Source organism: Pseudomonas sp. FP2294 (genome assembly GCF_030687625.1).
GTDB classification, from domain to species: Bacteria; Pseudomonadota; Gammaproteobacteria; order Pseudomonadales; family Pseudomonadaceae; genus Aquipseudomonas; species Aquipseudomonas shahriarae.
This window is the reverse complement of the sequence record NZ_CP117441.1, coordinates 4,329,152-4,355,391: the sequence shown is the minus strand read 5'-3', so window position 1 is coordinate 4,355,391 and position 26,240 is coordinate 4,329,152. Positions and strand designations below refer to the sequence as shown.

29 protein-coding genes and 3 pseudogenes are annotated in these 26,240 nt (G+C 60.7%); 15 read left to right on the top strand and 17 right to left on the bottom strand.

The genetic code is table 11. The features are described from left to right. Window positions 1-148 precede the first annotated feature (148 nt). Window positions 149-1,102, top strand: coding sequence for a YihY/virulence factor BrkB family protein (locus tag PSH73_RS19480; protein ID WP_057960482.1), 954 nt, complete (start codon window positions 149-151; stop codon window positions 1,100-1,102). A 3-nt stretch (window positions 1,103-1,105) separates the two neighbouring features. After that, window positions 1,106-1,645, top strand: a complete 540-nt coding sequence (gene def, locus PSH73_RS19475) for a peptide deformylase (protein ID WP_029296447.1) — start codon at window positions 1,106-1,108, stop codon at window positions 1,643-1,645. On the opposite strand, the gene PSH73_RS19470 is transcribed toward def, so the two are convergent. Beyond that, a complete protein-coding gene (locus PSH73_RS19470; RefSeq protein ID WP_057444176.1) occupies window positions 1,642-2,058 on the bottom strand; it encodes a GNAT family N-acetyltransferase in 417 nt (138 codons plus the stop codon). The two genes, def and PSH73_RS19470, sit on opposite strands and share 4 nt — an antisense overlap. 703 nt (window positions 2,059-2,761) lie before the next feature. Here PSH73_RS19470 and PSH73_RS27085 point away from each other — a divergent pair. Both PSH73_RS27085 and PSH73_RS27080 read left to right on the top strand, forming a co-directional pair. Next, window positions 2,762-3,487: pseudogene (locus tag PSH73_RS27085) on the top strand (PAS domain-containing protein); the annotation flags it as partial. A 21-nt stretch (window positions 3,488-3,508) separates the two neighbouring features. Further along, entirely contained in the window at window positions 3,509-4,081 is a 573-nt protein-coding gene (locus tag PSH73_RS27080; protein WP_370693748.1) for a methyl-accepting chemotaxis protein, read from the top strand. 107 nt (window positions 4,082-4,188) lie between these two features. On the opposite strand, the gene PSH73_RS19460 is transcribed toward PSH73_RS27080, so the two are convergent. The 5 genes from PSH73_RS19460 to PSH73_RS19440 all read right to left on the bottom strand — a co-directional run bounded on the left by PSH73_RS19460 (window position 4,189) and on the right by PSH73_RS19440 (window position 8,085). Beyond that, window positions 4,189-4,689 (bottom strand): hypothetical protein, encoded by a 501-nt coding sequence (locus tag PSH73_RS19460; protein WP_057960479.1) that lies wholly within the window; start codon window positions 4,687-4,689, stop codon window positions 4,189-4,191. A gap of 149 nt (window positions 4,690-4,838) precedes the next feature. After that, a complete protein-coding gene (locus tag PSH73_RS19455) occupies window positions 4,839-5,576 on the bottom strand; it encodes an NAD(P)-dependent oxidoreductase (protein WP_305461215.1) in 738 nt (245 codons plus the stop codon). 10 nt (window positions 5,577-5,586) lie between these two features. Continuing rightward, window positions 5,587-6,219, bottom strand: coding sequence for a glutathione S-transferase family protein (locus PSH73_RS19450; RefSeq protein WP_305461213.1), 633 nt, complete (start codon window positions 6,217-6,219; stop codon window positions 5,587-5,589). A gap of 173 nt (window positions 6,220-6,392) precedes the next feature. After that, on the bottom strand, window positions 6,393-6,716 hold the full coding sequence (locus PSH73_RS19445; protein WP_057960477.1) for a DUF6124 family protein: 324 nt from the start codon (window positions 6,714-6,716) through the stop codon (window positions 6,393-6,395). 337 nt (window positions 6,717-7,053) lie between these two features. Continuing rightward, on the bottom strand, window positions 7,054-8,085 hold the full coding sequence (locus tag PSH73_RS19440; RefSeq protein WP_162947806.1) for a LacI family DNA-binding transcriptional regulator: 1,032 nt from the start codon (window positions 8,083-8,085) through the stop codon (window positions 7,054-7,056). Between the two features lie 213 nt (window positions 8,086-8,298). Between PSH73_RS19440 and PSH73_RS19435 the strand changes: the two genes are divergently transcribed. Both PSH73_RS19435 and PSH73_RS19430 read left to right on the top strand, forming a co-directional pair. After that, window positions 8,299-8,832, top strand: coding sequence for a gluconokinase (locus PSH73_RS19435; RefSeq protein ID WP_057441958.1), 534 nt, complete (start codon window positions 8,299-8,301; stop codon window positions 8,830-8,832). An 84-nt stretch (window positions 8,833-8,916) separates the two neighbouring features. Next, window positions 8,917-10,269, top strand: coding sequence for a GntP family permease (locus PSH73_RS19430; protein WP_057960476.1), 1,353 nt, complete (start codon window positions 8,917-8,919; stop codon window positions 10,267-10,269). 130 nt (window positions 10,270-10,399) lie between these two features. On the opposite strand, the gene alaC is transcribed toward PSH73_RS19430, so the two are convergent. Further along, window positions 10,400-11,611 carry an alanine transaminase gene (alaC, locus tag PSH73_RS19425; RefSeq protein ID WP_029296464.1) on the bottom strand — a complete coding sequence of 404 codons (1,212 nt, stop codon included), beginning with the start codon at window positions 11,609-11,611 and terminating at the stop codon, window positions 10,400-10,402. 195 nt (window positions 11,612-11,806) lie between these two features. On the opposite strand from alaC, the gene PSH73_RS19420 reads away from it, so the two are divergent. Further along, window positions 11,807-12,289 carry a GyrI-like domain-containing protein gene (locus PSH73_RS19420; protein ID WP_120733974.1) on the top strand — a complete coding sequence of 161 codons (483 nt, stop codon included), beginning with the start codon at window positions 11,807-11,809 and terminating at the stop codon, window positions 12,287-12,289. A gap of 151 nt (window positions 12,290-12,440) precedes the next feature. Here the strand turns inward: PSH73_RS19420 and PSH73_RS19415 are convergent, their stop codons facing one another. The 4 genes from PSH73_RS19415 to PSH73_RS19400 all read right to left on the bottom strand — a co-directional run bounded on the left by PSH73_RS19415 (window position 12,441) and on the right by PSH73_RS19400 (window position 15,092). Continuing rightward, window positions 12,441-13,046 carry a pyridoxamine 5'-phosphate oxidase family protein gene (locus PSH73_RS19415; RefSeq protein WP_057960474.1) on the bottom strand — a complete coding sequence of 202 codons (606 nt, stop codon included), beginning with the start codon at window positions 13,044-13,046 and terminating at the stop codon, window positions 12,441-12,443. A 31-nt stretch (window positions 13,047-13,077) separates the two neighbouring features. Further along, window positions 13,078-14,286, bottom strand: a complete 1,209-nt coding sequence (locus PSH73_RS19410) for a type II toxin-antitoxin system HipA family toxin (RefSeq protein ID WP_057960473.1) — start codon at window positions 14,284-14,286, stop codon at window positions 13,078-13,080. After that, the gene (locus PSH73_RS19405) at window positions 14,279-14,533 is read right to left on the bottom strand and encodes a helix-turn-helix domain-containing protein (RefSeq protein WP_057960472.1); all 255 of its coding nucleotides are present in this window, start codon (window positions 14,531-14,533) and stop codon (window positions 14,279-14,281) included. The genes PSH73_RS19410 and PSH73_RS19405 overlap by 8 nt, the downstream gene beginning before the upstream one ends. A gap of 70 nt (window positions 14,534-14,603) precedes the next feature. Next, the gene (locus PSH73_RS19400; protein ID WP_057960471.1) at window positions 14,604-15,092 is read right to left on the bottom strand and encodes an N-acetyltransferase; all 489 of its coding nucleotides are present in this window, start codon (window positions 15,090-15,092) and stop codon (window positions 14,604-14,606) included. 148 nt (window positions 15,093-15,240) lie between these two features. Here PSH73_RS19400 and PSH73_RS19395 point away from each other — a divergent pair, with 148 nt between their 5' ends. From PSH73_RS19395 to PSH73_RS19380, 4 genes are read left to right on the top strand one after another with little or no spacing between them, the layout of a single operon-like run. After that, on the top strand, window positions 15,241-15,660 hold the full coding sequence (locus tag PSH73_RS19395; protein ID WP_128593818.1) for a nuclear transport factor 2 family protein: 420 nt from the start codon (window positions 15,241-15,243) through the stop codon (window positions 15,658-15,660). Between the two features lie 43 nt (window positions 15,661-15,703). Continuing rightward, window positions 15,704-16,048 (top strand): YciI family protein, encoded by a 345-nt coding sequence (locus PSH73_RS19390; protein ID WP_057441944.1) that lies wholly within the window; start codon window positions 15,704-15,706, stop codon window positions 16,046-16,048. 32 nt (window positions 16,049-16,080) lie between these two features. After that, entirely contained in the window at window positions 16,081-16,557 is a 477-nt protein-coding gene (locus PSH73_RS19385) for an SRPBCC family protein (RefSeq protein WP_057441942.1), read from the top strand. Beyond that, window positions 16,554-17,783 carry an RNA polymerase sigma factor gene (locus PSH73_RS19380; protein WP_057960469.1) on the top strand — a complete coding sequence of 410 codons (1,230 nt, stop codon included), beginning with the start codon at window positions 16,554-16,556 and terminating at the stop codon, window positions 17,781-17,783. The genes PSH73_RS19385 and PSH73_RS19380 overlap by 4 nt, the downstream gene beginning before the upstream one ends. A 13-nt stretch (window positions 17,784-17,796) precedes the next feature. On the opposite strand, the gene PSH73_RS19375 is transcribed toward PSH73_RS19380, so the two are convergent. Next, window positions 17,797-18,651 carry a LysR family transcriptional regulator gene (locus PSH73_RS19375; RefSeq protein ID WP_057960468.1) on the bottom strand — a complete coding sequence of 285 codons (855 nt, stop codon included), beginning with the start codon at window positions 18,649-18,651 and terminating at the stop codon, window positions 17,797-17,799. Window positions 18,652-18,741: 90 nt separating this feature from the next. On the opposite strand from PSH73_RS19375, the gene PSH73_RS19370 reads away from it, so the two are divergent. Continuing rightward, on the top strand, window positions 18,742-19,185 hold the full coding sequence (locus PSH73_RS19370; protein ID WP_057960467.1) for a multidrug/biocide efflux PACE transporter: 444 nt from the start codon (window positions 18,742-18,744) through the stop codon (window positions 19,183-19,185). Between the two features lie 93 nt (window positions 19,186-19,278). Here the strand turns inward: PSH73_RS19370 and PSH73_RS19365 are convergent, their stop codons facing one another. Further along, complete coding sequence (locus tag PSH73_RS19365) at window positions 19,279-20,895, bottom strand: inorganic phosphate transporter (RefSeq protein WP_057960466.1); 1,617 nt, start codon at window positions 20,893-20,895, stop codon at window positions 19,279-19,281. Window positions 20,896-21,041: 146 nt separating this feature from the next. Continuing rightward, window positions 21,042-21,255 (bottom strand): annotated as a pseudogene (locus PSH73_RS19360) (CorA family divalent cation transporter); the annotation flags it as partial. Between the two features lie 75 nt (window positions 21,256-21,330). Here PSH73_RS19360 and PSH73_RS27075 point away from each other — a divergent pair. Then, window positions 21,331-22,119: pseudogene (locus PSH73_RS27075) on the top strand (hypothetical protein); the annotation flags it as partial. A gap of 165 nt (window positions 22,120-22,284) precedes the next feature. Next, window positions 22,285-23,052, top strand: coding sequence for a methyl-accepting chemotaxis protein (locus tag PSH73_RS27070; RefSeq protein ID WP_370693747.1), 768 nt, complete (start codon window positions 22,285-22,287; stop codon window positions 23,050-23,052). 51 nt (window positions 23,053-23,103) lie between these two features. Here the strand turns inward: PSH73_RS27070 and PSH73_RS19350 are convergent, their stop codons facing one another. After that, on the bottom strand, window positions 23,104-23,409 hold the full coding sequence (locus PSH73_RS19350; RefSeq protein WP_038442689.1) for a PepSY domain-containing protein: 306 nt from the start codon (window positions 23,407-23,409) through the stop codon (window positions 23,104-23,106). A gap of 151 nt (window positions 23,410-23,560) precedes the next feature. Here PSH73_RS19350 and PSH73_RS19345 point away from each other — a divergent pair, with 151 nt between their 5' ends. Further along, entirely contained in the window at window positions 23,561-24,439 is an 879-nt protein-coding gene (locus PSH73_RS19345) for a sterol desaturase family protein (RefSeq protein WP_057960464.1), read from the top strand. On the opposite strand, the gene PSH73_RS19340 is transcribed toward PSH73_RS19345, so the two are convergent. After that, window positions 24,431-25,105 (bottom strand): helix-turn-helix domain-containing protein, encoded by a 675-nt coding sequence (locus PSH73_RS19340; RefSeq protein WP_057960463.1) that lies wholly within the window; start codon window positions 25,103-25,105, stop codon window positions 24,431-24,433. The two genes, PSH73_RS19345 and PSH73_RS19340, sit on opposite strands and share 9 nt — an antisense overlap. Next, window positions 25,106-26,233 carry a glycerophosphodiester phosphodiesterase gene (locus PSH73_RS19335; RefSeq protein WP_057960462.1) on the bottom strand — a complete coding sequence of 376 codons (1,128 nt, stop codon included), beginning with the start codon at window positions 26,231-26,233 and terminating at the stop codon, window positions 25,106-25,108. Window positions 26,234-26,240: the final 7 nt, after the last annotated feature.

Genomic DNA, 26,240 nt, shown 5'->3' with positions numbered 1-26,240 from the left:
CGGTCATCCACGGATGGCCGTTTTTATGTCAAGCCGGCGGATTAAAGTTTCGAAATTGTTTCAAGGTCGCCAAATAGGCTACCTTGATGTAGAAAACGGCCCCTGAGTCGCCCACGAACTCAACCTTTTTGCGGCGAAAGGAGACGCTATGATTTTTCCGGTATTAAAAGATCTGCCGCTGCACCGCGTATTGATGCGCACCGTCACAGAGTTCATCGACGACGAGATGCCCACCTACGCCTCGGCACTGGCCTACCAGATGCTGTTTTCATTGTTTCCCTTCCTGCTGTTCCTGATTGCCCTGATTGGTTTCCTGCACCTGCCGGACTTCTTCAGTTGGTTGCGCCTGCAATCGGAGCTGGTGTTGCCGCCCCAGGCCCTGGAGCAGGTCAACCCGGTGATTGACCAATTGCAGCAATCCAAGGGTGGGCTGTTGTCGGTGGGTATCGTCATCGCGCTGTGGACCGCCTCGGCGGGCGTGCGCCTGATGATGAGTGCGATGAACGCTGCCTACGACGTGGTGGAAGGCCGGCCGATCTGGAAACGCTTCCCGCTGTCGATTCTCTACACCGTGGGTATCGCCGGCATGTTGCTGGCCGCTGCCGCGTTGATGGTCCTGGGGCCGCAAGTGATGGAGTGGCTGGCCGGGCAGATTGGCATGCAGGAATTCGTCGTTACCCTGTGGACCATCCTGCGCTGGCCGTTGATTGTGATCCTGCTGATGTTCGCCGTGGCCTTGATGTACTACGTGATGCCGGACGTGAAGCAGAAATTTCGCTTTATCACGCCAGGCTCGGTGCTGGCGGTGGTGGTCTGGATCATCGCTTCCCTGGGCTTTGGCTATTACGTGAAAACCTTCGCCGACTACAACGCCATGTACGGCAGCATCGGCGCGATCATTGTCCTGCTGTTGTACTTCTATATTTCCGCCGCCGTATTACTGCTGGGCGCGGAGATGAACGCGGTGATCGAGCACATGTCTGTCGAAGGCAAAGACCCGGGCGAAAAGGACTTTGGCGAACACCACCCTGATCAAAAACAGCATGTCTCGGGCCTCGGCCGGGACCATTCGCAGCCCAAACCCACCTCTGATGAAAGTTGATCGATGATTCGTGAAATCCTGAAAATGGGCGATGAACGCCTGCTGCGTATCGCGCCCCCGGTGCCCCCGGAAATGTTCGACAGCCCCGAGCTGTGGCAACTGATCGACGACATGTTCCAGACCATGGAACACGTGGGTGGCGTTGGCCTGGCCGCGCCGCAGATTGGTGTCGACCTGCAACTGGTGATCTTCGGCTTCGAGAGCAGCGAGCGCTACCCGGATGCCCCGGCGGTGCCCCAGACCATCCTGATCAACCCGTTGATTACCCCGCTGAGCCCGGTGTTGGAGGAGGGTTACGAAGGCTGCCTGTCGGTGCCAGGCCTGCGCGGTGCGGTGGATCGCTACCAGCAGATTCGCTACGAGGGTTTTGACCCCAAGGGCGAGCCGATTGTGCGGATTGCCGATGGCTTCCATGCGCGGGTGGTGCAGCATGAATGCGACCACCTGATCGGTCGCCTGTACCCGTCGCGGATCACAGACTTCAGCAAATTCGGGTTTATCGAGGTGATGTTTCCGGAGCTGGATCCCGCCGCCGACGCTTAACCCTGGCGGCACAGGCCCATGGCAATCATCGGCTTGTTGCGTTTATAGCGCACCAGGCGCTCTGCCAGCGACTGCGGCAACACGGTCTGCTGGCTGAAGCCCTGGGCTGTATAAAACCCTTCCAGGTCGGGGTGGCACAGTAGCCACACCGTGCCTTCGACAGGCGCAATCGCTTCAGCGATCAGCCGCGCCGCCAGCCCTTGTCCGCGTAATGCCGGATCGACAAACAGCCCGGTCAGCCACTGACCGCCGACCACGGGGCTCAGGCACAGGCCTGCGACGATCTCGCTGTTGCGCGCGACCCACAACTGGCCGCCCTTGAGGGCTTTCATCGGCGAGTTATGGCGGCGGTAGAACTTGTTCAGCAACGGCCACAGGGGCTCTGCCAGTAGATCAATGTGCAACTCGGGCATGGTATTTGGACAAGCGTGATCAAGGGCTGGGGATTATAAGTCGGGCAAAGCGCCTTCTGTTGGGCAATAGGTGTTATACCCATGCTTACTTCCTCTGTTAGTGGAGCATGCATCATGGCCAAAGGTATGGATTCAAAGAAAGCCGCGAAGAAAAAACCGGCAAAGACCGCCGATGAAAAACGCGCGGACAAAAAAGCCAAGAAAACTGAGACAGGCCTGTTCGGTCACTAAGCCCTTCACTGTGGGAGCGAGCAAGCTCGCTTCTACACGGCAAGATACATCCTGATATCCCCCTCGCACGCCCCTCCAACATCTTTTTATCAATGATGGCTGATTAATGGCCTTGCAGAGTGCCAAGCCCTGTCTATGCTCATCCAGAACCACTTATGTCGCTTGCCATATGAAGCGTCTTGGGTGGTTTTTGGCATAGCGAGCGCGTACCTCAAAGCGCCGGGAAAAAGGAGCCTCAAGTTAAATGGATTTGCGTGTGTCGGTTGAAGCAGGCCCCAGAGAGGGTCATCAAGAAAAGGATGCCTTGAAGCGAGTGTTGCCACATGGACTCTCCGATTAGCCATCATTTATCTATCGCCTGACACTTGTCCTGTCTCTGGACGATTGCGTTTGCCTGTTTTGTGGAAAGTTGTGCTGGGTCAAATCCAAGAACTAACCGTCATTCAAAGACAGCGCTGAAGGTGATCCGACCATGTTTAACCTGCACCACAAATCCGACCTGTTGCAAATCGAACGTTTTTCCTGCGCGTTGACCCAGGCCCAGGCCAAGCTGGCGGCGATCAGCCGCTCCATGGCGATGATCGAGTTTGATCGCGACGGCATAGTCCTGGATGCCAACGAAAACTTCTGTAAGACAATGGGTTACAGCGCCGAGGAAGTACGTGGCAAACACCACCGAATCTTCTGTGAAGAGTCCTACTACCGCAGCGACGTCTACGCCAAGCTATGGCGCGACCTGGCCCAGGGCGAGCCCCTCAGCGGCACGTTCATGCGCTTGACCAAGAGCGGCGAGGAAGTGTGGCTGGAGGCCAGCTACATGCCGGTGTTCGGCCCGGATGAACAGGTGCAGAGCGTGATCAAGGTGGCGTCGGACATTTCCGAACGGATCCACCGCGAACATGAAAACCAGAGCCTGATTGATGCCATCGGCCGCTCCATGGCGGTCATCGAGTTCACGCCCCAGGGGCAGATCCTCAATGCCAACCAGAACTTCCTGAAGACGGTGCAGTATTCCCTCGGTGAAATCGTTGGCCAGCACCACAGCATGTTCTGTGACCGCGCTGAGGTGGACTCACCGAGTTACAAGGCGTTCTGGGCGTCGCTCAACCGGGGTGAGTTTCACTCCCATCGTTTCGAACGGCGCAACAAGCATGGCCAGACGCTGTTTCTGGAAGCCTCCTACAACCCGATCTTCGATGCCAATGGTCGCCTGTACAAGGTGGTGAAGTTCGCCAGTGATATCACCCACCAGGTCACCACGTTGCGGACCGCTGCCGATTCGGCCCACGCCACCTCGGTGCAGAACGACGCCTGCGCCCGTAAGGGGTCGGAAGTGGTGCAGCAGACGGTGCAGATCATCGAAGAAATTTCCCGCGACCTGAATCAGGCGGCGCTGAGTATCGACGCGGTAAGCAAGCAGTCGGACATTATCGGCACCATCGTGCAGACCATTCGCGGTATTGCCGATCAAACCAACCTGTTGGCGCTTAACGCGGCCATTGAAGCTGCACGCGCGGGTGAGCACGGGCGTGGGTTTGCGGTGGTGGCGGACGAGGTGCGCAGCCTGGCGGCGCGTACCAGCCAGGCGACGATCGAGATTGTCGACGTGGTGCGCAAAAACCACGACTTGTCCCTGAGCGCGGTATCGAGCATGCAGTCGAGCCTGAGCCGTACCGGCGTGGGGGTGGAGTTGGCCAATGAAGCGGGGCAGGTGATCCTGGAGATCCAGGAGGGCTCACGGCATGTGGTGGATGCTATCGGCCAGTTCAACTCCACCCTGCAATTGCAGTAGCGGGACCGTGCCCACCCTGTGGTGAGGGAGCAAGCTCCCTCGCCACAGGTCAACGGGAGAGTGGGTTGCCAGGCTCAACCCGCGCAGAGCGGCAGTGGCGGGCCATATCAGATGGCAGCCAGGGCATCTTTCACGGCCTTGATCTGCGGGTCAGCGGTCTTCTCGGCGAACTGCTGCGCCGCCTGCATCTTCAGGCGCTCAGTCACTTCCAGGGCAATGGCATTCTGCTGTTCGATAGGCATCGCTTTCACATCTTCTTCGGTCAGGCCCTTTTCCTTGAGGATCTGATCGCGAATGCGCTCGGCCGGCGTCTTGGCCATGTAGTCGGTGAACTCTGTCCGGGCCTGGGTGCTGGTCGCGGTGGTTGGCGTGGCGCTGGTCGGCGGTGTTGCCTGCAACTGCAGGCGGGTCTTGGCAAACGCCGCATCCACGTTGCTGGCCGTGGTGTCGGTGGCCTTTTGCGTGGCCTGCACCTGGGTCGCGGCGGCAGCGTTCTGCACGTTTTGCATCACGCCGCTGTACAGCGCGCTGGCGGCGGCGTTGGCCGGGTCCAGGTCGGGGCGTTTGGACTGTTGGATCACGGACGAGACTTGGGTATTGACCAACATGATCGGGCACCTGTGGTTTTGAACGGTCCATAGGGTTTAGCAATTAGCGTGCCGGGAACTAAAACCCCGTATTCATTGGCTGTGAGGGCAATACCGAGGCAAGAGGCGGGTTGCCGACGGCCAATGTTTGCCGTCGGCGGCCATTGCCTTCAGTAGGTAATGGGAATCTCGAAGACCTGGAAAGCATCGTCCTGCGGCTGATACCCCAGAACCCGTGTGGTCTCGCTCAAGTCCAGGCGCTTGAAGCGGTTATTGGAAATGCCATGGGCGATCAGGTGCTTGACCCCCTCGGCCTCCACCGAGCGCTGCAACAACTGCACGGCATCCCGAGGGCTGAGCCAGGCGCTGAGGTCGCGGGCGTTGTTCAGGTCGTGGGTTTCGGTAAATTCAAACGCGCCAATGCGTAATGCGATGGTGGAGAGTGGGGTTTTGGCTGCGTAATACCCGCACAGCGCTTCGCCGTAGCATTTGCTCACGCCATACAGGTTGGCCGGCAGCACCGGCATGCCCGGGGTGATTTGCCGATCCACCGGGTAGCCTTCGATGGTCTGGGCGCTGCTGGCGAAGACCAGGCGCTTGACGTTGGCGGCCACGGCGGCCTCGAACAGATAGGTGGTGGCGAGGATATTGTTGGGGAGCAGTTCGTCGAAGGTGGCGCTGGGGTGGGGAATGCCCGACAGGTGCACAACCACGTCGATGCCGTCGAGCAGTGCGGTGAGGGCCGTTCTGTCACTCAAGTCGGCCTGCACGAAGCGATGGCCGTCGAGGGCGAAGCCCGGTGCGACGCGGTCGGTGAGGGTAAAGCAGTAGCGATCTTTCGACGCTTCGAAAAATGTCTTGCCGATCCTGCCGCAGGCGCCGGTGAGCAGTACGTTGAGTCCTTTCATCGTGTAATCCTTAGTTGTGACCGTCGAGGGCAAAGGCCTGGAAACCTGGGCGCTGGCTGAGCAGGGCGTAGTACGCATCGACAGCCGGGTAGCGAGGGCGCTCCATGGGCGTCATCCGCCAGCGGTGCACCGACAGGCCGACCAGGATATCGGCGAGGCTGAAGCTGTCACCGGCCACATAGGCGCCGGTCTTGATCAACTGCTGCTCCAGCAATCCCATCTTGTCGTTCCAACCGCGCACGCCGGCTGCAATGCGCTGCGGGTCCTGGAAGTCCGGGTTCTGGCGCACCAGGGCGTGGAAGGCATAGCCCCAGGAGGGATTGAGTTCGGTGGCTTGCCAGTCCATCCATTGCTCGACCTTGGCGCGAGGCGCGGGGGCGGCGGGCAGCAAGTCATGGCGCTGGTGCAGGCCCACCAGGTAGCGGCAGATGGTGTTGGATTCCCAGAGCACGCCGTTGTCGTCAATGATCACCGGCACCTGGGCATTGGGGTTCAGGGCGAGGAAGGCGGGTGATTGGGTGGGGGTGAAGCCGATGCCCAAGTCTTCGCGCTCGTAGGGGATGTTCAGTTCCTGGCAGGTCCACAGGACTTTTCGTACGTTGATGGACGAAGTGCGACCCAAGATTTTCAGCGCGTGTCCCATGGTGCTTCCCTGGCAGGTGTGAGTTGGGCAATTTAGCAGGGGCCAAGTGGGCGCGGTAAAAAATGTGGGAGCTGGCTTGCCTGCGATGGCGGTGTGCCAGTCATTATCTTGGGTGGCTGACACACCGCCATCGCAGGCAAGCCAGCTCCCACCTTTCTGATCGCGTCTGGGCTTTAGTTGTGCAGTGTTTGCTGGTCCATCAACGTGCCCATCAGCAACACGCCCAACTCGCTCAACTGGTGAATCGCCAATGCCCTGTCGCGGTCTTTGCCGGTCAGGTCTTCGGACAGGTCCAGCAGTAATGTGGTGACGGAGGATAGGGTTTCATAGCTGTTGGCAATCAGGCTTTCGCTGCTGGCGCCGGAAGTGACGGTGAACAGAGTGGAAGGTTCGGGCGCGGGGGCGGTTGGGGGGTTGAGGTAGTGATCAATGGCGCGGTGGGCGGCCAGGTTGAGTTTTGCGTCGTGAAGCGGGGGGTTGGGCGTTATTTTGAACATAGGGGTGTTCCTGATTCGGGCCGCCACCTCATCGCTACTAAACGAATTAGGGTGGCGGCTGCACGCAGGTTAGTAGACCGGTGAACACCCAAAGCCGGCGCGCCCGAAGGCGCCCTGCGCACAGCCACCATCAAGCACAGACGAGAACGTCTGACAGGGGAGGCTCATGCACTTAGGTTGTTCAAGCTCAGGCTACTAAACCCGATCACCGAGACATTCAGCGACCGAGCCACCTTAGAGAGCCCCACCCAGGCGCACAAGCCGGCGGATTCTGACGCAACCGTAGGTAACGGAGCAAGGCGCGGCCGCACAGTCAGCTCATTCCTACAGCCAATGCCTAACTGCTCTCGCGTACCTTCAACTCAAACCCCATATCCACCACCGGCCGGGCGATTTTGTTGCCGGCCATCACCGTCAGCAAATGCTCTGCCGCGCGTCGGCCAATGGCTTCGCGTGGGGTGCTGATGCTGCTCAGGCGCGGCACCATGAAGCTGGAGGCGGGCAGGTCGTTGAAGCCCAGTACCGCCACTTGCTGCGGCACCTTGATCCCGTGGCGCAGGGCTTCGAGCAGCGCACCCTGGGCCAGGTCGTCGTTGCCGAAGAAGATCGCGTCCACATCCGGATGGCTGGCCAGCAGTTGCAGGAACAACTCGCCACCCAGGCCCACCGACGAGGGGCGCGGGGTCAGCAGTTCGAGGGTCGGGTCATACAAACCGGCCTGTTGCAGGCCACGGCGGAAGCCTTCACCGCGCAGCAGCGTGCGCTGGTCCAGTTGTGCGCCGACGTAGGCCAGGCGTTTGCGGCCCCGGGAGATCAGGTGCGCTGCTGCGGTTTCGCCGGCACTGATCTGCGAGAAACCGACGCAGTTGACCCCGGCCGTCGGGTCCAGGTCCATCATGTACACGCAGGGCACATTGCTCGACTCCACCATGCGCCGGGCGCTTTCGGTGCGGTCAAAGCCGGTCAGCAGCAGGCCGCGTGGCTGGTAGGCCATGTAGTTGCGCAACAGGTTTTCTTCTTCGTCCCGGGAATAGTGGGTGTTGCCGATCAGCACTTCGAAGCCCTTGGGCCGTAGCACCTGATGAATGGCTTCGAGGGTTTCGATAAACAGCAGGTTGGACAGCGAGGGCACCAGCACCACCACCGACTGGCTGCGGGCGGAGGCCAGGGCGCGGGCGGCCGGGTTGACCACGTAGTTCAGCTCGGCAGCGGCCTTCTGCACTTTTTCCACCAGTTCGGTGGCCACGGTGCTGATCCCGCGCAGGGCCCGGGAGGCGGTAATCGGGCTGACGCCGGCCAGGCGCGCGACTTCGTTAAGAGTAGGGCGACCCGTGGTGCGGGTATTTTTATCGTTCTTGGAGGTCATCAGGCGGCTTGCCAAACAAAAATCGAGGCACTAAGGTAGCGCTGTCTCCAAAAGCCTGCAAATACTTGCGCAAAGGGTTGCCTGATCCTGGTGCAAGCGGTGGCAGAGGATGCACGCGTCACTCCATAAAAATGACAATTAGGCGCGGGAAAAGCCTGTTTTTGCACTAGCCTTAGGGCGTGCAAAGGTAGCGCTATCTGCGTCCTGAGGTGTTTCATGAGTCAACCTGTTACTGCCCTGGTCATCATGGGTGTTTCCGGATGTGGCAAGTCCAGTGTCAGCGAGGCCCTGTGCCTGTTGAACGGCGCCACCGCCATTGAAGGCGACAGCTTTCACCCGGCTGCCAATATCGAAAAGATGAGCGCAGGCCATCCCCTGAACGACGACGACCGCGCCGGCTGGCTCGACATCCTCTGCGATGAGTTGCGTCGTGCGCTCAAGGCCGGCGAGCATCCGGTGCTCACCTGTTCGGCCTTGAAGAAAAAATACCGCGATCACCTGCGCGAAGCCGCGCCGGGCCTGGGGTTTGTCTTCCTCGAACTGACCCGCGAAGTGGCCGCCGACCGCGTATCCCATCGCCCCGGCCATTTCATGCCGGCCAGCCTGATCGACAGCCAGTTCGCCACCCTCGAATCGCCCATTGGCGAGCCGCTGACCCTGGCCCTCAACGCCAGTAAAGACAGCATCGAGGCGTTGGCCGCGCAGACCCACGCGTGGTGGCTGACCCACGGTTTTGAACCTTCCCGATGATTTTTTGCCCGAAAGATAGCGCTATCCGACGGCACGAAATTCAACACCCGCTTTAATAACAACAACAAACAGGAGACGACCCCCATGTTTGGCATGTCCCACGAGTCTTACCTGCTGCTTGATGCAGTGGTCACTATCATCGGGCTGATCGTGTTGATCACCCGGTTCAAGGTCCACCCCTTTATTGCGCTGATTATCGCCGCAGGCTTTCTCGGCCTGACCTCGGGCATGCCCGTGGACAAGATCATCAAGGCCTTTCAGGACGGTTTTGGCGGGGTGCTCGGGTTTGTCGGGATTATCCTGGCGCTGGGTACGATGCTCGGCAAGATGATGGCCGAATCCGGCGGTGCCGATCAGATCGCCCAGACCCTGATCCGCGCCTTCGGCAAGGAAAAGGTGCAGTGGGCGATGATGTTCGCGGCCTTCCTGGTGGGCATCCCACTGTTCTTCGAGATCGGTTTTGTATTGCTGATCCCGCTGGTGTTTATCGTTGCGCGGCGCACCGGTGTGTCGCTGATCAAGATCGGCATCCCGTTGCTCGCCGGCCTGTCGGCGGTGCACGGCCTGGTGCCGCCGCACCCGGGGCCGTTGCTGGCCATCGGCGTGTTTGGCGCGGATATCGGCAAGACCATTCTTTACGGCCTGATCGTCGCCTTGCCGACCGCCATCATTGCCGGGCCGATCTTCGGGACGTTCATTGCCAAGTACATCCCCGGCAACCCGTCCCAGGAACTGGTGGACCAACTGGCCCGCGAGTCCGACGCAAAAAACCTGCCGAGCTTCAGCATCACCCTGATCACCGTGCTGCTGCCGGTGTTCCTGATGCTGCTGAAAACCTTCGCTGACATTGCCCTGCCAGACGGGCACATCGTGCGTAACTGGATGGACATGATCGGCCACCCGATCAGTGCCTTGCTCCTGGCGTTGTTGCTGTCGCTGTACACCTTTGGCCATCGCCAGGGCATCCATTCCAAACAGATCCTCAAGCTGCTGGATGCGAGCCTTGCGCCGACCGCCGCGATCATCCTGATCATCGGTGCCGGTGGTGGCTTCAAGCAGATGCTGGTGACCAGCGGTGTGGGTGACGTGATCGGCCATATGGCGGTGACGGCGCAGATCAACCCGATCCTGCTGGCCTGGCTGGTAGCCGCGGTGATTCGGATTGCCACGGGTTCGGCGACCGTGGCCACCATTACGGGCGCAGGCATTGTGGTGCCGGTGGTGGGCATGGTGCCGGGGGTCAACCTGGAGTTGCTGGTGCTGGCGACGGGGGCGGGGTCGTTGATTCTGTCGCACGTCAACGATGCAGGGTTCTGGCTGGTCAAGCAGTACTTCAACATGACCGTGGCCGAGACGTTCAAGACGTGGACGGCGATGGAGACCATCCTGTCCATCGTGGCACTGGGCTTTATCATGTTGCTGTCGTTGGTGGTGTAACCCAACCAGGGGTGACTGATCGTTCCCACGCTCCGCGTGGGAATGCCCCTTGTGACGCTCTGCGTCACGCTTTGGGACGCAAAGCGTCCCGGACTACATTCCCACGCAGAGCGTGGGAACGATCACTCGGTCAGGCTTTGGTGACCAGGCCATCGGCCCGGAACATTGCCCGTATCCCGCGTACCGCCTGGCGAATGCGGTCCTGGTTCTCGATCAGCGCAAAGCGCACATGGTCATCGCCATACTCGCCAAAGCCGATCCCCGGCGAGACACACACCTTGGCTTCGAGCAGCAGCTTCTTGGCAAATTCCAGCGAGCCCATGGCGGCATACGCCTCGGGAATTTTTGCCCAGACATACATCGACGCCTTCGGATTCTCTACCATCCAGCCCAGTTCATGCAGGCCCTTGACCAGCACATTGCGGCGCTGGCGGTACTGCTCGGCAATGTCTTTCACACATTGCTGGTCGCCTTCCAGCGCGGCAATCGCCGCCACTTGCAGTGGGGTGAAGGTGCCGTAGTCGTGGTAGCTCTTGATGCGCGCCAGGGCGTTGACCAGTTCCGCGTTACCCACCATAAAACCGATGCGCCAGCCGGCCATGTTGTAGCTCTTGGACAGGGTGAAAAACTCCACCGCAATGTCCTTGGCTCCCGGTACCTGCATGATCGACGGGGCTTTCCAGCCGTCGTAGACGATATCGGCGTAGGCCAGGTCGTGGATCACCAGCACGTCGTACTGCTTGGCCAGGGCGATCACCCGTTCGAAGAAGTCCAGCTCCACGCACTGCGCGGTCGGGTTGGACGGGAAGCCGAGGATCATCATCTTCGGCTTGGGGATCGAACCGCGGATCGCCCGCTCCAGCTCGGCAAAGAAGTCCACGCCGGGAATCAGCGGCACCGAGCGCACCTGGGCGCCGGCAATCACCGCACCGTAGATGTGAATCGGGTAGCTGGGGTTGGGTACCAGAACGGTATCGCCCTGGTCCAGGGTGGCCAGCATCAGGTGCGCCAGGCCTTCCTTGGAGCCGATGGTCACGATGGCCTCGGTTTCCGGGTCGATATCCACCTCATAGCGGTCCTTGTACCAGCGCGAAATGGCGCGGCGCAGGCGCGGGATGCCTTTGGAGGTGGAGTAGCCGTGGGTGTCTTCGCGCTGGGCGACGGTCACCAGTTTCTCCACGATATGCGGTGGAGTCGGGCCGTCGGGGTTACCCATGCTCAAGTCGATGATGTCTTCGCCGCGCCGACGCGCAGCCATCTTCAGCTCGGCAGTGATATTGAAAACATAAGGGGGGAGTCGATCTATGCGCGCAAAGCGGCGCGGCGAACCTTGGTCTGCCATTGTTGCCTCGGAATACGTAAGCGCCCGGAACCGTCCGAGCGACGTCGGCCACTGCGGTGGCCTGCGGGGCAGACAATACGGGCGATGAGGGTAGGTTGTCCAGATGGCGCCGGAAAATTTTCGGCCTGGAGTGTTGGATGACTATGCCCCTATACTCAGTATGGTTTTGGTCATTTATCAATGGAGATTGTGCAGATGAACCAACAGGTAACGTTACCCCTGGAACCCCGCATGGAAGAGGGCAGGGCGATGGTCATTGCCGGGGTCGGCGGTCATTACGGCAAGGCCACGCTGGGGGACATTCCGAAGCTATGGGAGTTGTTCGACAGCTGCATCAAGGACATCACAAAGCGCATGGGCGGCGTGACCTACGGCGTTTGCTACAACGCCACCCAGGAAGAGTTTGATTACATCGCCGGGGTCGAAGTGCCAGCCAAAAGTGATGTGCCGGGCAACTTTCAATCCATTGAAGTGCCGGCCAATCATTATGCGGTCTTCGCGCACTACGGGCCGGTGTATGCGCTGTCGCAGACCTATGAACGGATTATGTACGAGTGGTTGCCGACCTCGGGGTACAAGGTCGCCGGGCCGGATTTCGAGCGCTACAGCGCCGACTTCGACGTGGATAAGGGCACCGGTACCGTGGAAATCTGGCTGCCTGTCGAAAAGTCCGCATAACCTGTACATCGCCTGATCCACCGCCATCGCAGGCAAGCCAGCTCCCACATTTGTATCGGGGGTTTACTCAAAGCCAGGTACGGCGCAATTACCTGTGGGAGCGGGCTTGCCCGCGATGGCGATCTCAAGGGCGCCCGAGCCGCCCAGGGCCTCAATACAACGTGGCCTTGACCCGCTCCGGCATTTCCCGGTCGTAGGCCTCGGCATCAAACTGCCCATCATTCAAACGCTTGTGAAAAGCCCCTGCTGACGGCAGCGTCGAACGCTCCACATGCTTGTCCGGGTTCCAGCAATCGGAGCGCACAAAAGCTTTCGAACAGTGGAAATACGCCGCCTCTACCTGCACCACAATCACCGACCGCGCCGGCTTGCCGTTGACCGCAAAGCTCTGCAGCAACTCAGGTTCGATGGAAATCTGCGCCCGCCCGTTGACCCGCAACGTTTCCCCGATCCCCGGAATAATGAACAGCAAGGCAATCCGTGGATCCACCAACAGGTTACGCAAGGTATCGAGGCGGTTATTGCCCGGCCGATCGGGGATCGCCAGCGTGCGCTCATCAATGATCCGCACAAACCCCGGCACATCGCCCCGAGGCGAGCCGTCGAGGCCATCGGCGCCTGAAGAACTGACAATCACCAGCGGCGAGGCTTTGACCATCGCCTGGTAATCCTCATTGAGAAACGCGATTTCCTTGCGTAGGGCACGCTCCTGGGGCAGGCCGTAGAGGGTTTCGAGTTGGTCCAGGGTGGTTAGCATGGGGGTCTCCTTGCCCAGGGAGCGCTGGCGATTATCCGCCAAAGCTGCGTTGGTAGCCCTGCGCTGATTGCCGGATGGCCTGAGCAACGTGGGGTGCTTGCCGACAATAATCGTCTTCACGTGCGAGTACCACTTCAAGGGTCTGCAGCAGAGCCCGGATGCGCTCCTCGGCGTTTTCTATGCTGCAGGTCTTGGCAAACTCAAGGATTCCCAAGCGTGACGCAAAGAATGAGCGGTTGCCGTCCAGGTCCAGAGCCAGGGCGTCTTCGGGAATATAGGCGGTGGTATTGGCGATGTCATAAGCGGGTGCAAGACGGGCGTCACGTTTGAGTGGATCGCTGTAGAGCAAGCCAAAATTTTTCAGATGGGCATCACCATTGCCGACGATACAGCTCAGCGCAACGCTATCGAACAACTGCTCCAGGGAGCTGCGTTCATGTTCGATTGCACAAAAGAGGCGAACAGCCTTGGCAATCATGTTGTAGCTCTTGCTGTATTTCTGCTCGGCGGAAAGGCCCATCAATGTGGTCATGTCTTCAAAGCCCAGGGGGTTGAGTTTTTCGTCCCGATCAAAGCGGCGCATGATGAAAAGCTTGTGGTTCTGTGACAAGTAGAAGGGTGGCACGGGGATACCTGCCTCCCTTGCAATCGACATACACAGGTATTCGTTGATCGCCAGGCCTGGAAACTCGTCACGCCCGCTCTTGATGATCAGATCGTTGGTTTTCGATGTGAATTTCTGTTCCGGTACCAGCGGGATTTCGGGTACCAATACCTTAGGCTGTACCCCGGAAATGCCGGCGCGAAGGATGTAGCGATCGACCAGATGGGTAAACAAATCCTCGGCACCATCCCAGGCGAGGATTTCATCCAGACGCTCACCGTACGACACGGGGCTGTTGCGCTCAATCAGTTGGTTGACTTGCGCGGACGAGGTGAAGACGCGGCCGATAGGTGCGCTGCTGCCTGACAGGGCCAACAACAGCATTGGATCTACCTTGACGGTCTTCGCCAGACGGTTTTTCAGTTGCTCCAGTACATAACCTTCGGGCAGGTTCATTTGAAAGATCGGGTGCAGTTCATGCCGTCGATACTCCTCGGCCCGCACTGGCATCAGCAGGCTGATTGCACTCTGCTCCAGGGCATCATCAGCGTAGCGAAAGTGGTAGTGCTCAGTGCCGACGAACACGCTGCCACTTGCGCCTTCGGGCGTACGGACCTGCAGTTTGTAGCTACTCATTGAACAAATCCTCCACTTCCTCCAGCGTTGGCATGGAAACGGGGACCAGTTTGACCTCACTGCCCAAGGCTGCAAAAACCCGTGCGTAGGCATTCATCGCCACCGACAAGCTGCCGTGCTCAATCTCGATCAGTTTTTGCCGCGTCGTACCGGCCAGCTGTGCCAGCTGTGCTTGTGTATGGCCACGGCTGAGGCGCATCGAGCGAACCTGGTTGCCGATTCTCTGGCTCAGAAGTGCAGGATCCATGTCGCGTTACCGTTACTTTGGTATTTTAAAGTTATATATACGTTACATTTTGGGGTTGTCAACGCTGATATCAACCGAGTGTCAGTGCCAACCGCCGTTCATAACCCACCCGCCCCTTATACGCCTCGCCCCGGTCTACCCAGCCCTGCTGCAAATACAAGCCCATTGCCGCCACATTGTCGCTGTCCACCGACAACTCCAACGCCGTGATCTGTGGCCAGGCCAGGCGGGCGGCAGCGGGCAGGGCTTGCAGGCAGGCTTTGCCCAAGCCGCGGCCCTGTTGGTGGCGATCGACTTGCAGGGCATGCAGTGTGGCGCTGTGTTCGTCGGCCCAATGGGGTAGGCAGGGCGGGCGCTTGAGCAGCAGGAAGGCCACGGGGATTTCGTCGGCCAGCAAGGCAAAGCCCTTGATGCCGGGGTTGGGGTTGACCAGCAGGCTGTTCAGCGCGCAGTCGATATCGCCGCTATAGGCCAGTTGCTCGGGGTGGACTTCGAGGCTGGCGAGTTGCTGTTGCTGTGCAGCGGTCAGCGTCTCATAGGGCGCGAGGCGGGTTTCCATCGAGCAGATATCCGAAGTCCTACAGGGAAGTCGCAAATTCTAGCGGCTTTGCCCTTGGCGAAATTATTTTTTGTAGGCTTGTCGATTGGCAGGCGGCCCATTCGACCAAGGGTGTCTTCTGTGATTTTCCACCCCGAGGAGTATCGCCATGAGCAACGCAATCAACACCCTGATCGAGCAATGGAAGCAAGCGGTGGTCGCCAAGGATGTCGAGCAGATTGTCAGCTTTTACGCCGAAGATATCGTCGCGTTCGACGCCGTCAATGCCCTGCAGTTCAAAGGCAAGGCGGCCTACCGTGCCCATTGGCAGGCCTGCATGGAGTTTTGCCCGGGCCCCGGTGTTTTCGACTTTCATGAACTGCATATCGTCGCCGCCGATGACAGCGCCTTTGCCCACTGGCTCGCCCACTGCGGCGGCACCGGGCCCGATGGCGTGCTGAAAACCTGCTGGATGCGGGTCAGCGCCGGCTACCAGCGAATCAACGGCCAGTGGAAGGTGGTGCACGAGCATTGGTCCGCACCGTTCGATATGGAAACCGGCGCCGGTCTGTTCGACCTGGAACCGTGAGTACCGCGAACTATAGTCATTAGTCCGAAAAACGGAGAACGCCATGAAATACCTGTGCCTGGTCTACAGCGCCGAAGCTTTGCTGCACAGCCTGCCCGACAGCCCCAAGGACCCGGAATGCCACGCCTACGCCGAGGCGGTCCACGGCAGTGGCCGCATGCTTGCGGCCGAGGCCCTGCAGCCGGTGAGCACGGCCACCACCGTGCGCATGCGTAACGGCAAGTTGTCGATCACCGATGGGCCGTTTGCCGAAACCAAGGAGCAGCTTGCCGGCTTCTACCTGATCGAAGCCAAGGACTTGAATGAGGCGCTGCAGGTGGCCGGCGGCATTCCGGCGGCGCGGGTCGGCAGCGTGGAAGTGCGCCCCGTGCGTGATTTGAATCTCTGACTCAACACTTATAAAACTCAGGAGGTTTAACCATGAACACTCAACCTGCTGCATTTGAACTGTCCATCAGCCGGGTGATCGACGCCCCGCCCAGCCGGGTGTTCCGCGCCTGGACCGAGCCTGCGCTCTTGCAACAATGGTGGGGCCCCCACGGCATGACCACGCCCGAGTGCGAAATGAACCTGTGGGTCGGTGGCCTGTTTCGCACCCTGATGCGCGCGCCGGACGGCAGTGAATATCCGACCCAGGGCGTGTTCCTGGAGATCGACGCGCCGCGCCGCCTGGTGTTTACCGATGCGTTCCTGCCGGGTTGGATCCCCTCGGGCAAGCCGTTTATGAGCGCCGAAGTGACCTTCGAGGAGGTGGCTGGCAAGACCCGCTACACCGCCCGCGCCATGCATTGGAGCGAAGCCGACAAACAAGCCCACGAAGCCATGGGTTTTCATCAGGGCTGGGGCGAGAGCCTGGACCGGCTGGTGACCCTGGTGACCACGGGCATGCCCGATTGACCGTCAAGGCCCAAGTCGAGGCGGTCTACCGCAGTGAGTCGCGGCGCATCCTGGCGACGTTGATTCGCCTGCTGGGGGATTTCGACCTCGCCGAAGAAGCCCTGCACGAGGCGTTCTTCGTCGCGGTCGAACGCTGGCAGCAGGACGGTGTGCCCGACAATCCCCGAGCGTGGCTGGTGTCTGCCGGGCGCTTCAAGGCCATCGACCGCTTGCGTCGCCAGGCCCGTTTCACCCCGTTGTTGCAGGAGCAGGCCGATGCGCTGGAAGCGGCTGACTGGAGTGCCGAAGACGTGGAAGACGACCGCCTGCGCCTGATCTTTACCTGCTGCCATCCGGCGCTGGCGGCGGATGCGCAAGTGCCGCTTACCCTGCGTGAGATTTGTGACCTCACCACCGAGGAAATTGCCCGGGCCTTCCTGGTCACGCCGGCCACCATCGCCCAGCGCATCGTGCGGGCCAAGGGCAAGATCCGCGAGGCCAGGATTCCCTACCAGGTGCCGTCCCTGGCGGAGTTGCCCGAGCGCCTGGACAGCGTATTGCGGGTGATTTACCTGGTGTTCAACGAGGGCTACTCGGCGTCCATGGGCGCTGACCTGACCCGTGACGACTTGACCCGCGAGGCCATCCGCCTGGGCCGCCTGCTCCTGGAGTTGCTGCCGGAGCCGGAAGTCATGGGCCTGCTGGCGTTGATGCTGCTCCATGAATCCCGGCGCCCGGCCCGGCTTTCTGCCGCCGCTGAGCTGGTGCTGCTGGATGAGCAGGACCGCACGCTGTGGGATGCAGCGCTGATTGCCCAGGGCTGTGGGTTGGTAGAACAGGCCCTGGCCACCCGGCGTTTCGGGCCTTACTGCCTGCAAGCGGCGATTGCCGCGGTACACGCCGAGGCCCCGAGTGCGGCGCAGACCGACTGGCCACAGATTGTCGGCCTGTATGACGTGCTGCTGCGGATGCTGCCGTCGCCCGTGATCGAGCTCAACCGCGCCGTTGCCCTGGCCATGCGCGATGGGCCGTTGGCGGGGTTGCAGCAAGTCGAGGGGATCCTGGTGCGTGGCGAGTTACGGGATTACCACCTGGCGCATTCGGCACGGGGGGAGTTCTGTCGGCAACTGGGGCGGATGAAAGAGGCGCGCCAGGCGTATGAAACAGCCCTGGGCCTGACCCAGCAGGCCCCGGAAAAACGCTTTATCGAACGACGCCTGGCAACCTGCACCGATAGCCCTTTGTAGGCGCCGGCTGAGGTTACTCAAGCATCTTTTGCAGCAACCAACTGCCGGCCGGGCCCGGCGGCTGTTGTCGTGACCACAAGGCATCCACCGCCACCGAACGTGGCCAGCCGCGCGCCTTGAGCTCCACCAGCTGGCCATTGGCAAAACGCTCCACCAGCCAGCGCGGCAAGGGGGCCCAGCCAAAACCGAGGATGGCCATTTCCATCAGCATCAAAAAGCTGGGGGCGGACCATACACGGCCGCTCGGCCGGTTTTCATTGGGGTTGATGATGCTTGCCAGGCGCAGCTCCCGGTGTTGTTCCAGGGTTTGCTGGTTGATGCCCTCAAGGCCGGCCAGTGCATGCAGCGGCGATACAAACAGCGCAAGTTGCGCGCGCTCTTCGACGGTGGCATGGGTCAGGTCTGGCGGGTAGACCTCCTGCGCCTCGATAAACGCGAGCTGCGCCCGCCCGCTTTGGACCAGGGCGATAAGGTCTTCACATTCGGCAATCAGCCACTCCAGCTCCAGGTCCGGATAACGCTGCTCAAGGGCGCTGAGCAGCGTTTCAAAACGTCCCGACTGATAGGTGTCGGACATGGCAATACTGAGCTTGGGTTCCAGCCCCTGGGACAACTGGCTGGCGGCAAGCTCCAGGCGGCTGCTGGCTTCCAGCACCTGCTCGGCGCGCTGCAACAGGACATGCCCGGCCGGGGTCAGGGTGGGTTTGCGGCTGCTGCGGTCGAACAGCACCACGTCCAGATCAATCTCCAGGCTGGCCACTGCGGCGCTGACGGTCGATTGGCTCTTGCCCAGCTTGCGTGCCGCTGCCGAAAACGAGCCTTGGGTCGCCGCTTGCACAAACGCTTGCAACACTTCATGAGAGGCCATCATCTATCGCCTTGGTCGATGGTTATTGATTATGAAGTATCGAGTGCGGGAGTGATGATGGCAACCCTCGACATTCACAGAGCAAGGCTTATGAACACCACCAAGTCCATCACTGAACGCGCTTTGCAGGCCCTGGGTTTCGAAGGCCTGGCCTTGTTGATCTGTACGCCGCTGCTGGTGTGGATCACTGGCCGGCCGGCCCTGGAAATGGGTGCTGTGACCCTGGCTATCAGCTTGTTGGCGCTGACCTGGAACATGATTTTCAACAGCCTTTTCGACCGCCTCAAAGTGCGCCTGCAGCTGGCCAATAGCGTCAAGACCCGGATCATGCACGCGCTGCTGTTCGAGGGCGGGCTGATTCTGTTCGCCGTGCCGCTGATTGCCGCGTGGCTGAACATCAGCCTGATGCAGGCGTTTATTCTGGATATCGGCGTGCTGCTGTTCTTCCTGCCGTACACCTATGTGTACCACTGGGGCTACGACGTGCTGCGGGGAAAATTCTTCAACAGCGAGCTTGCTCGCGAAGGACGTTAACGATGACGCGGGCATCCTGAATGTATGCGGCACTCTCGGGTTATTCACGAGCTACCGGCGTGACCTTGTCGGTCACGCCCGGGTGCCGGTGTTTCAGAAGATTTGAGTAAACAACCAGTACAAACTGCCCGACAGTACAATCGCCGCCGGCAACGTCAGCACCCAGGCCAACAGCAGATTGCGGATGGTCTTCATCTGCAAGCCGCCACCATTGGCCACCATGGTCCCGGCCACGCCCGACGACAGCACGTGGGTGGTCGATACCGGCAACCCGAACATGTCGGCGGCGCCAATGGTCAGCATGGCCACGGTTTCCGCCGAGGCGCCCTGGGCGTAGGTCAGGTGGGTCTTGCCGATTTTCTCGCCGACGGTCACCACAATGCGCTTCCAGCCGACCATGGTGCCCAGGCCCAGGGCGATGGCCACGGCGATCTTCACCCATAGCGGGATAAAGCGCGTGGCATTGTCGATCTGTTGCTTGAACAGTTGCAGCTTGCCCTCGGTGTCGGCGTCGAAATTTCCGACTTTGCCCTTGTCCATCAGGCGAATGGTTTCGCTGGTCAGGTACATGTCGTTACGCACGTTGCCCATGGCCTCGGCGGGCACCTTGGCCAGGGAGCCGTAGCCTTTGACTTGCTCGCCGATATGCCCGGTCAGGGCGGCGAGGGCGGGGATCAGCTCGGGCGTGACGTCCTTGGTGCGCACATAGGTCGACAGCGTCGGTCGTGGGTCCACCGGCGCCGGTTGCGGGGCGATTTTGACCAGGGCTTGCTGGGTGACTTCAGCCACGGCGGCAAATTGCAGGGATTGATCGGCCGGCATGGTGCGGTTCAACGCGTAGGCCATGGGCAAAGTGCCCACCAGGATCAACATGATCAGGCCCATGCCTTTCTGGCCATCGTTGGAGCCGTGGGCAAAAGATACGCCGGTGCAGGTCACGATCAGCAGGCTGCGAATCCACCACGGCGGCGGGGTGTTGCCCTTGGGCGCCTTGTACAGCGCGCGGTTTTTCACAAAGGCCCGCAGCGCCAGCAACAGCAGGGCGGCAAAGCCGAAACCGATCAGTGGTGACAGCAGCAGCGCATAGCCGATCTTGATCGCCTGTGCCCAGTCCACGCCACTGGTGCCATCCCGGCCATGCATCAGGGCATTGGCCACGCCCACCCCGATGATCGACCCGATCAGCGTATGGGAGGACGACGCTGGCAAACCCAGCCACCAGGTGCCCAGGTTCCACAGGATCGCCGCGATCAGCAGGGCGAAGATCATCGCAAAACCGGCGGAAGAGCCAACCTGCAAAATCAACTCCACCGGCAGCAAGGCAATGATGGCAAAGGCCACCGCGCCACTGGACAGCAGCACGCCGAGGAAATTGAAGAACCCCGACCAGACCACCGCGAATTGCGGCGGCAGCGAGTTGGTGTAGATCACTGTCGCCACGGCGTTGGCGGTGTCATGGAAACCGTTGACGAACTCGAACCCCAGGGCAATCAGCAGCGCCACGCCCAGCAGCAGGAATGGGGTCCAGGTGGTGACCACCGTGCCCAGTTCGTGCATGTCGCGCATCAGGCTGTAGGCGGTGAACAACAGGCCCATGGCGAGCACGGAAAAGAACACGATCACCGTGAGCAGGCTGGGTTTGGTGTCCAGTTGCGGTTTTGCGTCAGGGGCGGCTGCCTGGTGGGAGGCGGTCAGGGAAGGGGTGGCCATGCCGGAGCATCCAGAGTGGGGAGGATGTTTCCCATGGTCATTGCAGAATGTTACAGAGGTGCTGCCTCAAGTCAGTGTTTGGTGTCGTCAGCCGGCCGCTGGTCTAAAACTCGCCGCCGCTCCCATAGGTTGTTTGCATTTGAGCCTTAGTCATCCTGGCGCTTGCGAAACGCCCATCTGCCGGCAATCAAGGTGAACGTCGCCACCAATGCCACCCACGTTCATGCCAAAGAAGCCCGCGATGATATTGATCGGCAGCGCCAGTACCGTGACCACCGTCAGGGTAAACAGCGTGCGGTTGCTTTGTTCGTTGAGGTTGGCGGCGATTTCTTCCTGCAACAACTCGATCCGTTCGCCTATTTTTTGTCAGTCACAGGCCGCCGCTGCCCGGCCACTCATCCACTGGGCTCAAGAAGTGTCTAGTCCGGCCGATTCATGGTGCAAGCATGCCATTGGATTGGCCATGTGTTGGCTGACAGGGATGTTGCGGTGCAGGTCCCCATTTCCCTGTTTCGAGGCTTTTCCCCGATGAGTTTTTTGCGAAAGTCCTTGAGAGCACAGATCCTGTCGTTGCTCGGTGGCAGCCTGTTGGCAATGCTGTTGATTGCCCTGGCGTGTTTTCATTTTCTCTCCAACGGTGTGCAGAGTTACCGCAGTTTGCTGGAGGGGCCGTTGCAAACCTCACAGCTGATTGATGAAGCCAACCTGCAATTCAAGGTCCAGGTCCAGGAATGGAAAAACGTCCTGCTGCGTGGCAAGCAGCCCCAGGACATGAACAAGTACTGGGGGCAGTTCCAGGATCGGCAGCAAGACGTGCAGGGCATCCTGGCGCGCCTGGTGAGCAACACCCAGGGCGACCCAGCCTTGAGCCGTCGCCTGGAAACCTTGCGTCAAGAGCACCAGATGCTGGGTGTCGCCTACCAGAAGGGGCGAGATGCTTACTTGGCCGCCGGGGCTGATGCAGCGGCTGGGGATAACGCAGTCAAGGGCGTGGACCGCACGGTGAGCGAGCAGATGAGCGCGCTGGTCACCCTGCTGCGTGAGCAGGGCAAGCAGCAATCCCTGGCAATCAGCGCCTATGCCGAACGTACCGTGATGCTGGGTCTGGCGGTGATGGTGCTGTCTGGAGGGCTGATCGGTCTGTTCAGCCTGTGGTTGATCAACCGCAACCTGATTTTGCCGATCCGTGGCCTGATCGACTATGTGGCCCAATTGAGCCATGGCCGGTTTGCCGAGCGCGTTGCCAGCCAGCGCCAGGATGAACTGGGGCACTTGGCCCAAGCCGCCAATACGTTGCGCGACTTCCTCGCTGAAACCTTTGGCCGCCTACAGCGCAGTGCCAAGGACCTGGTGAGCGCCAGTGGCGAGTTGAACTCGATTGCCGGGCAGATGGCGACGGGCACCCAGGATCAGTTCAGCCGTACCGATCAAGTGGCGACGGCGATGACCGAAATGTCCGCCACCGCCCAGGAAGTCGCGCGCCACGCCGCCAGCGCTTCGCGGGCAGCAGACGAGGCCGATCATTCGGCCCGTGAGGGCGGCGAGGTGATGCAAGTGACCATTGCCACCATCGGCCAGATGCGCAACGAGATCCTCAACACCGGTGGCATCATCCGCCGCCTGGAAGCAGACAGCGTGCGCATCGGCACGGTGCTGGAAGTAATTCGCGGCATCGCCGAACAGACCAACCTGCTGGCCCTCAATGCGGCGATCGAGGCCGCGCGAGCAGGCGAAGCCGGACGTGGGTTTGCGGTGGTGGCCGATGAGGTGCGCAGCCTGGCGCAACGCACAGCGGCGTCGATCATCGAGATCAACCAGATTATCCAGGCAGTGCAGACCGGCGCCGTGGATGCCGCCGAGGCGATTGTCAGCGGCCAGTCATGCAGTGATGAGAGCGTCGAAAAGGTCACCCAGGCCGGGGCGATGCTCAGTCATATCACCCAGGCTGTAGAGGCGATCCGCGATATGAACCGGCAGATTGCCACAGCGGCCGAAGAGCAAACCTCGGTGGCCGAGGATATCTCGCGCAACATCACGCAAATCACCACGGTGGCCACTGCCAACCTGGACAACGTGCAGCGCACCGAAGCGGCCAGTCATAACCTGCGTGGGCTGTCTGCTGAGCTGAATGAGGTGACGGCGCGCCTTAGCGCCTGACCAGACACAACTGCGCCGCCCGAAGGCGGCGCGTTGTGTTGCCGGGGCAACTTAAGTGTCTTGCTTGTTTTCCAGCACTTCGCCGGTCTTGGCGTCGAGCTTCACATCCCACTTCTTGCCAGTGGTGTCGGTCAGGTCAACTTCGTAGACCAGGCGCCCGGCTTCGTTATCCAGCTCAGTGTCGTTGATGGTGGCGCCGGCATGTTTGGCCAGGGCGGCGGCATTCAGCTGTTCAAATGGCTTCACGGCGCCCGATTGCAGCAGGCTTGGAATCTGGTCCGGGCGAACATCGGCCTGGGCCAGGCCGGCAGTCAGAGTCAGGGCAGCAGCAGCGAACAGAGCGGTCAGGTTTTTCATGATGTGGTCCTTTGGGGTGAGCTGTTTAAGTGGGATCAGATTACCCCGCGCAACTTAATTCACCCTTAATTGTGTAGGACGTTTGCGTTGTTTGTTCAATCGCCCCGCGCCGGGGGATTTCATGCTGGTGTCTCACCCACGGGAGACACTTATGAAACAGATATTGGCTTGGCTGTACGCGCCCTTGTTCTGGGCAGGCTTTATTGGCGCGGGGCTCTGGTTGGTCATGTTAGGGGCATCGCAGTGGCTGCTGGCGGTGTTTGCGCTGGCCATCGGCGTGTCGTTTATCGCCGAGCTGTACTTGCCCTACGAGCCCCAGTGGAACCGCCCTCTGGGCGACCGACGCCGGGATGTCCTCCACGCGCTGGTCAATGAAAGCCTGAATGCCCTGGGGTTGCTGGCATTGCCGCTGCTCACGGCATGGCTGGCGATCGAGGGCGCCTGGCCGCGCGCCTGGCCGCTGTGGGCGCAATTGCTGTTGGCGATCATCATTGCTGATGCGGGCATCACCCTGATGCATTACGCCAGCCACCGCATCGCCGCACTCTGGCGTTTGCATGCGGTGCATCACAGCGTGCAGCGGCTCTATGGGTTCAATGGCTTGATGAAGCATCCCTTGCACCAGATGCTGGAGGCCACAGCCGGCTTGCTGCCGTTGATCCTGCTGGGCATTCCGCTGGAGGTGGCGATGCTGCTGGCGTTGGCCATTGCCATCCAACTGTTGCTGCAGCACTCCAATGTCGATATGCGCCTGGGGCCGTTGCGCTGGGTATTTGCCTGGGCGCCCGTGCATCGCTTCCACCATATGAAGTACGGGCGCGCAGGGGATGTGAATTTCGGTTTGTTTTTCAACCTGTGGGACTGGCTGTTGGGGACTGCGTTTTACACCGAGGACTATCGAATGGGCGAGGGCGACCTTGGGATTGGCAGCCGGCCGGATTTTCCGGTGGATTACGTCGAGCAGTTGCGTGATCCCTTCAGTGCGGCGCAACTGAGCAAGGAACCTGCGGTGCCAAGCGCACTACTGTAGGAGATGTACTTGAAGATGGCGCAAGGAGGCCCCGGCGGTCACGCCAAACAGTTGCTTCATGGTCCGCGAGAAGTGCGCCGAGTCGGCAAACCCCGCGCCATGGGCCGCTTGGGTCAGGGTGTGACCGTTCAGGGCCAGATCCAGGGCCCGGCGCAGGCGGCGCCACATCACCAGGCGCCGCACCGGCACGCCGAGCTGGCTGACAAACAGGCGCTCCAACTGGCTCAACGACAGGTGCGCCGCCTGCGCCAATGACTGCGCCGAGACCTTGCCGCTCAACTGTTGATCGAGGGTGTGCAGGGCGCGTTGCACGCGCTCATCGTCCGCCTGGCGACGTGGTAGCTGGCGCAATGTCTGCTCCAGGCGCTCATGGGAAAAGTCGGCGGTCTCCAGGGCGTGTTGCAACGACTCGCTTTCAAATGCACCGGGTTCCACATAAGCCATCAACACCGTACCGGGGGCATGCACGATGGCATGGGGCTGGCGAGAGGGGATGAACAGGCGGTAAGCCGTTTGCAGGTGCCCATCAAGGCTGACCGTGATGGGGCTCTCCGCGGACAGGATAAATTGATGGGCGTAATGCGCGTGGGGCGCCGTACGCCCCGTCTCACCGAGGATCAGGCCGTAATCAGGCCCCAGCCACAGTTGGCCTGACCACTCGCTCACTCAGTAACCGCTGTCCTGCAGCAGATCCTGCACGCTGGAAGACGGCCAGCGCTTGTAGAACTTCAGCAGTTCGGCGGCGCGGTTGGTGAAGATGCCATCGACCCCGGCGCTCATGACCTTCTCGAAATCCACCGGCTCGTCGACGGTATAGACGTGCACCAGCAGGCCCTTGTCGTGGGTCAGTTGGTTCATCTCGGGCTTGACCAGGTCCGAATAGCTCTGGTCGCCCAGGTTCGTCAGTTGTGCCGATGGGCCAGTGCCAATCGCCCCGAGGCTCTTGGCTTCATCGACCCACTTCTCGAATTCGGCCGCGTCCTTGGGTTCCTGCTTGGCATAGTAGGCCGCCTTGGTCGGTTCGCCGGATTCGGCGAAAGTCACCTTGGACTTGGGCTCGATGCCGCCTTCACCTACCCACAGCAGCAGGATCTTCGGGGTGTTGGGCATCTCTTTCTGCAGTTCCTTGAGGCTGGCCGTCTCGAACGTCTGCAACACCACGCGGCCCTTGCCCTGGCCGACCCCGGTGTTGCTCTTGCCCAGCTTGGAACCCACGGAACTCAGCCAACCCTTGTCCAACAGCTTGTCCTTCAGATCGGCTTCGATCCCCGGGAACTGCTTGGGCTCTTTGGTTTCGATGTACAGGCCGGGTTTATGCTGGGGGTTGCCTTCGGCGATCTTGATGATTTCGTCCAGGCTGAGGATTTTCAACCCGACGAAGCCCGGGCGCGCACGCTCTGGGTAGGCGGTGTTGAACCAACTGCCGGCATCCAGGGTTTGCAGCTCTTTCCAGGTGAACTCGTTGGCCGGGCTGTCCTTGCGCTCGGGGAACTTGGTGGCCACGTCGGTGGTGCGTTGCAGGTTATCGTCGTGCAGGGCGAACAATACGCCGTCCTTGCTGCGTTGCAGGTCCAGTTCCAGGTAGTCGGCACCCAGGTCGCGGGCGACCTTGTAGGCGGCGGCGGTGGACTCCGGTGCATCGTAGGACGCACCCCGGTGGGCGATCACGGCAGGGTGCGGAATGCCGTCCTTGGTCGCCAGTTCTACCGGGCTGATGGGGCTTGCAGCCTGTGCGTGGCCAAGGCCCATCATCAGTGCGAGCAGCAGGGCACTCTTGGTAAACGTAGCAGGCATGTGCGAG

Coding starts and splice junctions, on each gene's coding strand:
- PSH73_RS19480 (WP_057960482.1), top strand. CDS start 149: ATGATTTTTCCGGTATTAAAAGATCTGCCGCTGCACCGCGTATTGATG.
- def (WP_029296447.1), top strand. CDS start 1,106: ATGATTCGTGAAATCCTGAAAATGGGCGATGAACGCCTGCTGCGTATC.
- PSH73_RS19470 (WP_057444176.1), bottom strand. CDS start 2,058: ATGCCCGAGTTGCACATTGATCTACTGGCAGAGCCCCTGTGGCCGTTG.
- PSH73_RS19460 (WP_057960479.1), bottom strand. CDS start 4,689: ATGTTGGTCAATACCCAAGTCTCGTCCGTGATCCAACAGTCCAAACGC.
- PSH73_RS19455 (WP_305461215.1), bottom strand. CDS start 5,576: ATGAAAGGACTCAACGTACTGCTCACCGGCGCCTGCGGCAGGATCGGC.
- PSH73_RS19450 (WP_305461213.1), bottom strand. CDS start 6,219: ATGGGACACGCGCTGAAAATCTTGGGTCGCACTTCGTCCATCAACGTA.
- PSH73_RS19445 (WP_057960477.1), bottom strand. CDS start 6,716: ATGTTCAAAATAACGCCCAACCCCCCGCTTCACGACGCAAAACTCAAC.
- PSH73_RS19435 (WP_057441958.1), top strand. CDS start 8,299: ATGAGTCAACCTGTTACTGCCCTGGTCATCATGGGTGTTTCCGGATGT.
- PSH73_RS19430 (WP_057960476.1), top strand. CDS start 8,917: ATGTTTGGCATGTCCCACGAGTCTTACCTGCTGCTTGATGCAGTGGTC.
- alaC (WP_029296464.1), bottom strand. CDS start 11,611: ATGGCAGACCAAGGTTCGCCGCGCCGCTTTGCGCGCATAGATCGACTC.
- PSH73_RS19420 (WP_120733974.1), top strand. CDS start 11,807: ATGAACCAACAGGTAACGTTACCCCTGGAACCCCGCATGGAAGAGGGC.
- PSH73_RS19415 (WP_057960474.1), bottom strand. CDS start 13,046: ATGCTAACCACCCTGGACCAACTCGAAACCCTCTACGGCCTGCCCCAG.
- PSH73_RS19410 (WP_057960473.1), bottom strand. CDS start 14,286: ATGAGTAGCTACAAACTGCAGGTCCGTACGCCCGAAGGCGCAAGTGGC.
- PSH73_RS19405 (WP_057960472.1), bottom strand. CDS start 14,533: ATGGATCCTGCACTTCTGAGCCAGAGAATCGGCAACCAGGTTCGCTCG.
- PSH73_RS19400 (WP_057960471.1), bottom strand. CDS start 15,092: ATGGAAACCCGCCTCGCGCCCTATGAGACGCTGACCGCTGCACAGCAA.
- PSH73_RS19395 (WP_128593818.1), top strand. CDS start 15,241: ATGAGCAACGCAATCAACACCCTGATCGAGCAATGGAAGCAAGCGGTG.
- PSH73_RS19390 (WP_057441944.1), top strand. CDS start 15,704: ATGAAATACCTGTGCCTGGTCTACAGCGCCGAAGCTTTGCTGCACAGC.
- PSH73_RS19385 (WP_057441942.1), top strand. CDS start 16,081: ATGAACACTCAACCTGCTGCATTTGAACTGTCCATCAGCCGGGTGATC.
- PSH73_RS19375 (WP_057960468.1), bottom strand. CDS start 18,651: ATGGCCTCTCATGAAGTGTTGCAAGCGTTTGTGCAAGCGGCGACCCAA.
- PSH73_RS19370 (WP_057960467.1), top strand. CDS start 18,742: ATGAACACCACCAAGTCCATCACTGAACGCGCTTTGCAGGCCCTGGGT.
- PSH73_RS19365 (WP_057960466.1), bottom strand. CDS start 20,895: ATGGCCACCCCTTCCCTGACCGCCTCCCACCAGGCAGCCGCCCCTGAC.
- PSH73_RS27070 (WP_370693747.1), top strand. CDS start 22,285: ATGGCGACGGGCACCCAGGATCAGTTCAGCCGTACCGATCAAGTGGCG.
- PSH73_RS19350 (WP_038442689.1), bottom strand. CDS start 23,409: ATGAAAAACCTGACCGCTCTGTTCGCTGCTGCTGCCCTGACTCTGACT.
- PSH73_RS19345 (WP_057960464.1), top strand. CDS start 23,561: ATGAAACAGATATTGGCTTGGCTGTACGCGCCCTTGTTCTGGGCAGGC.
- PSH73_RS19335 (WP_057960462.1), bottom strand. CDS start 26,233: ATGCCTGCTACGTTTACCAAGAGTGCCCTGCTGCTCGCACTGATGATG.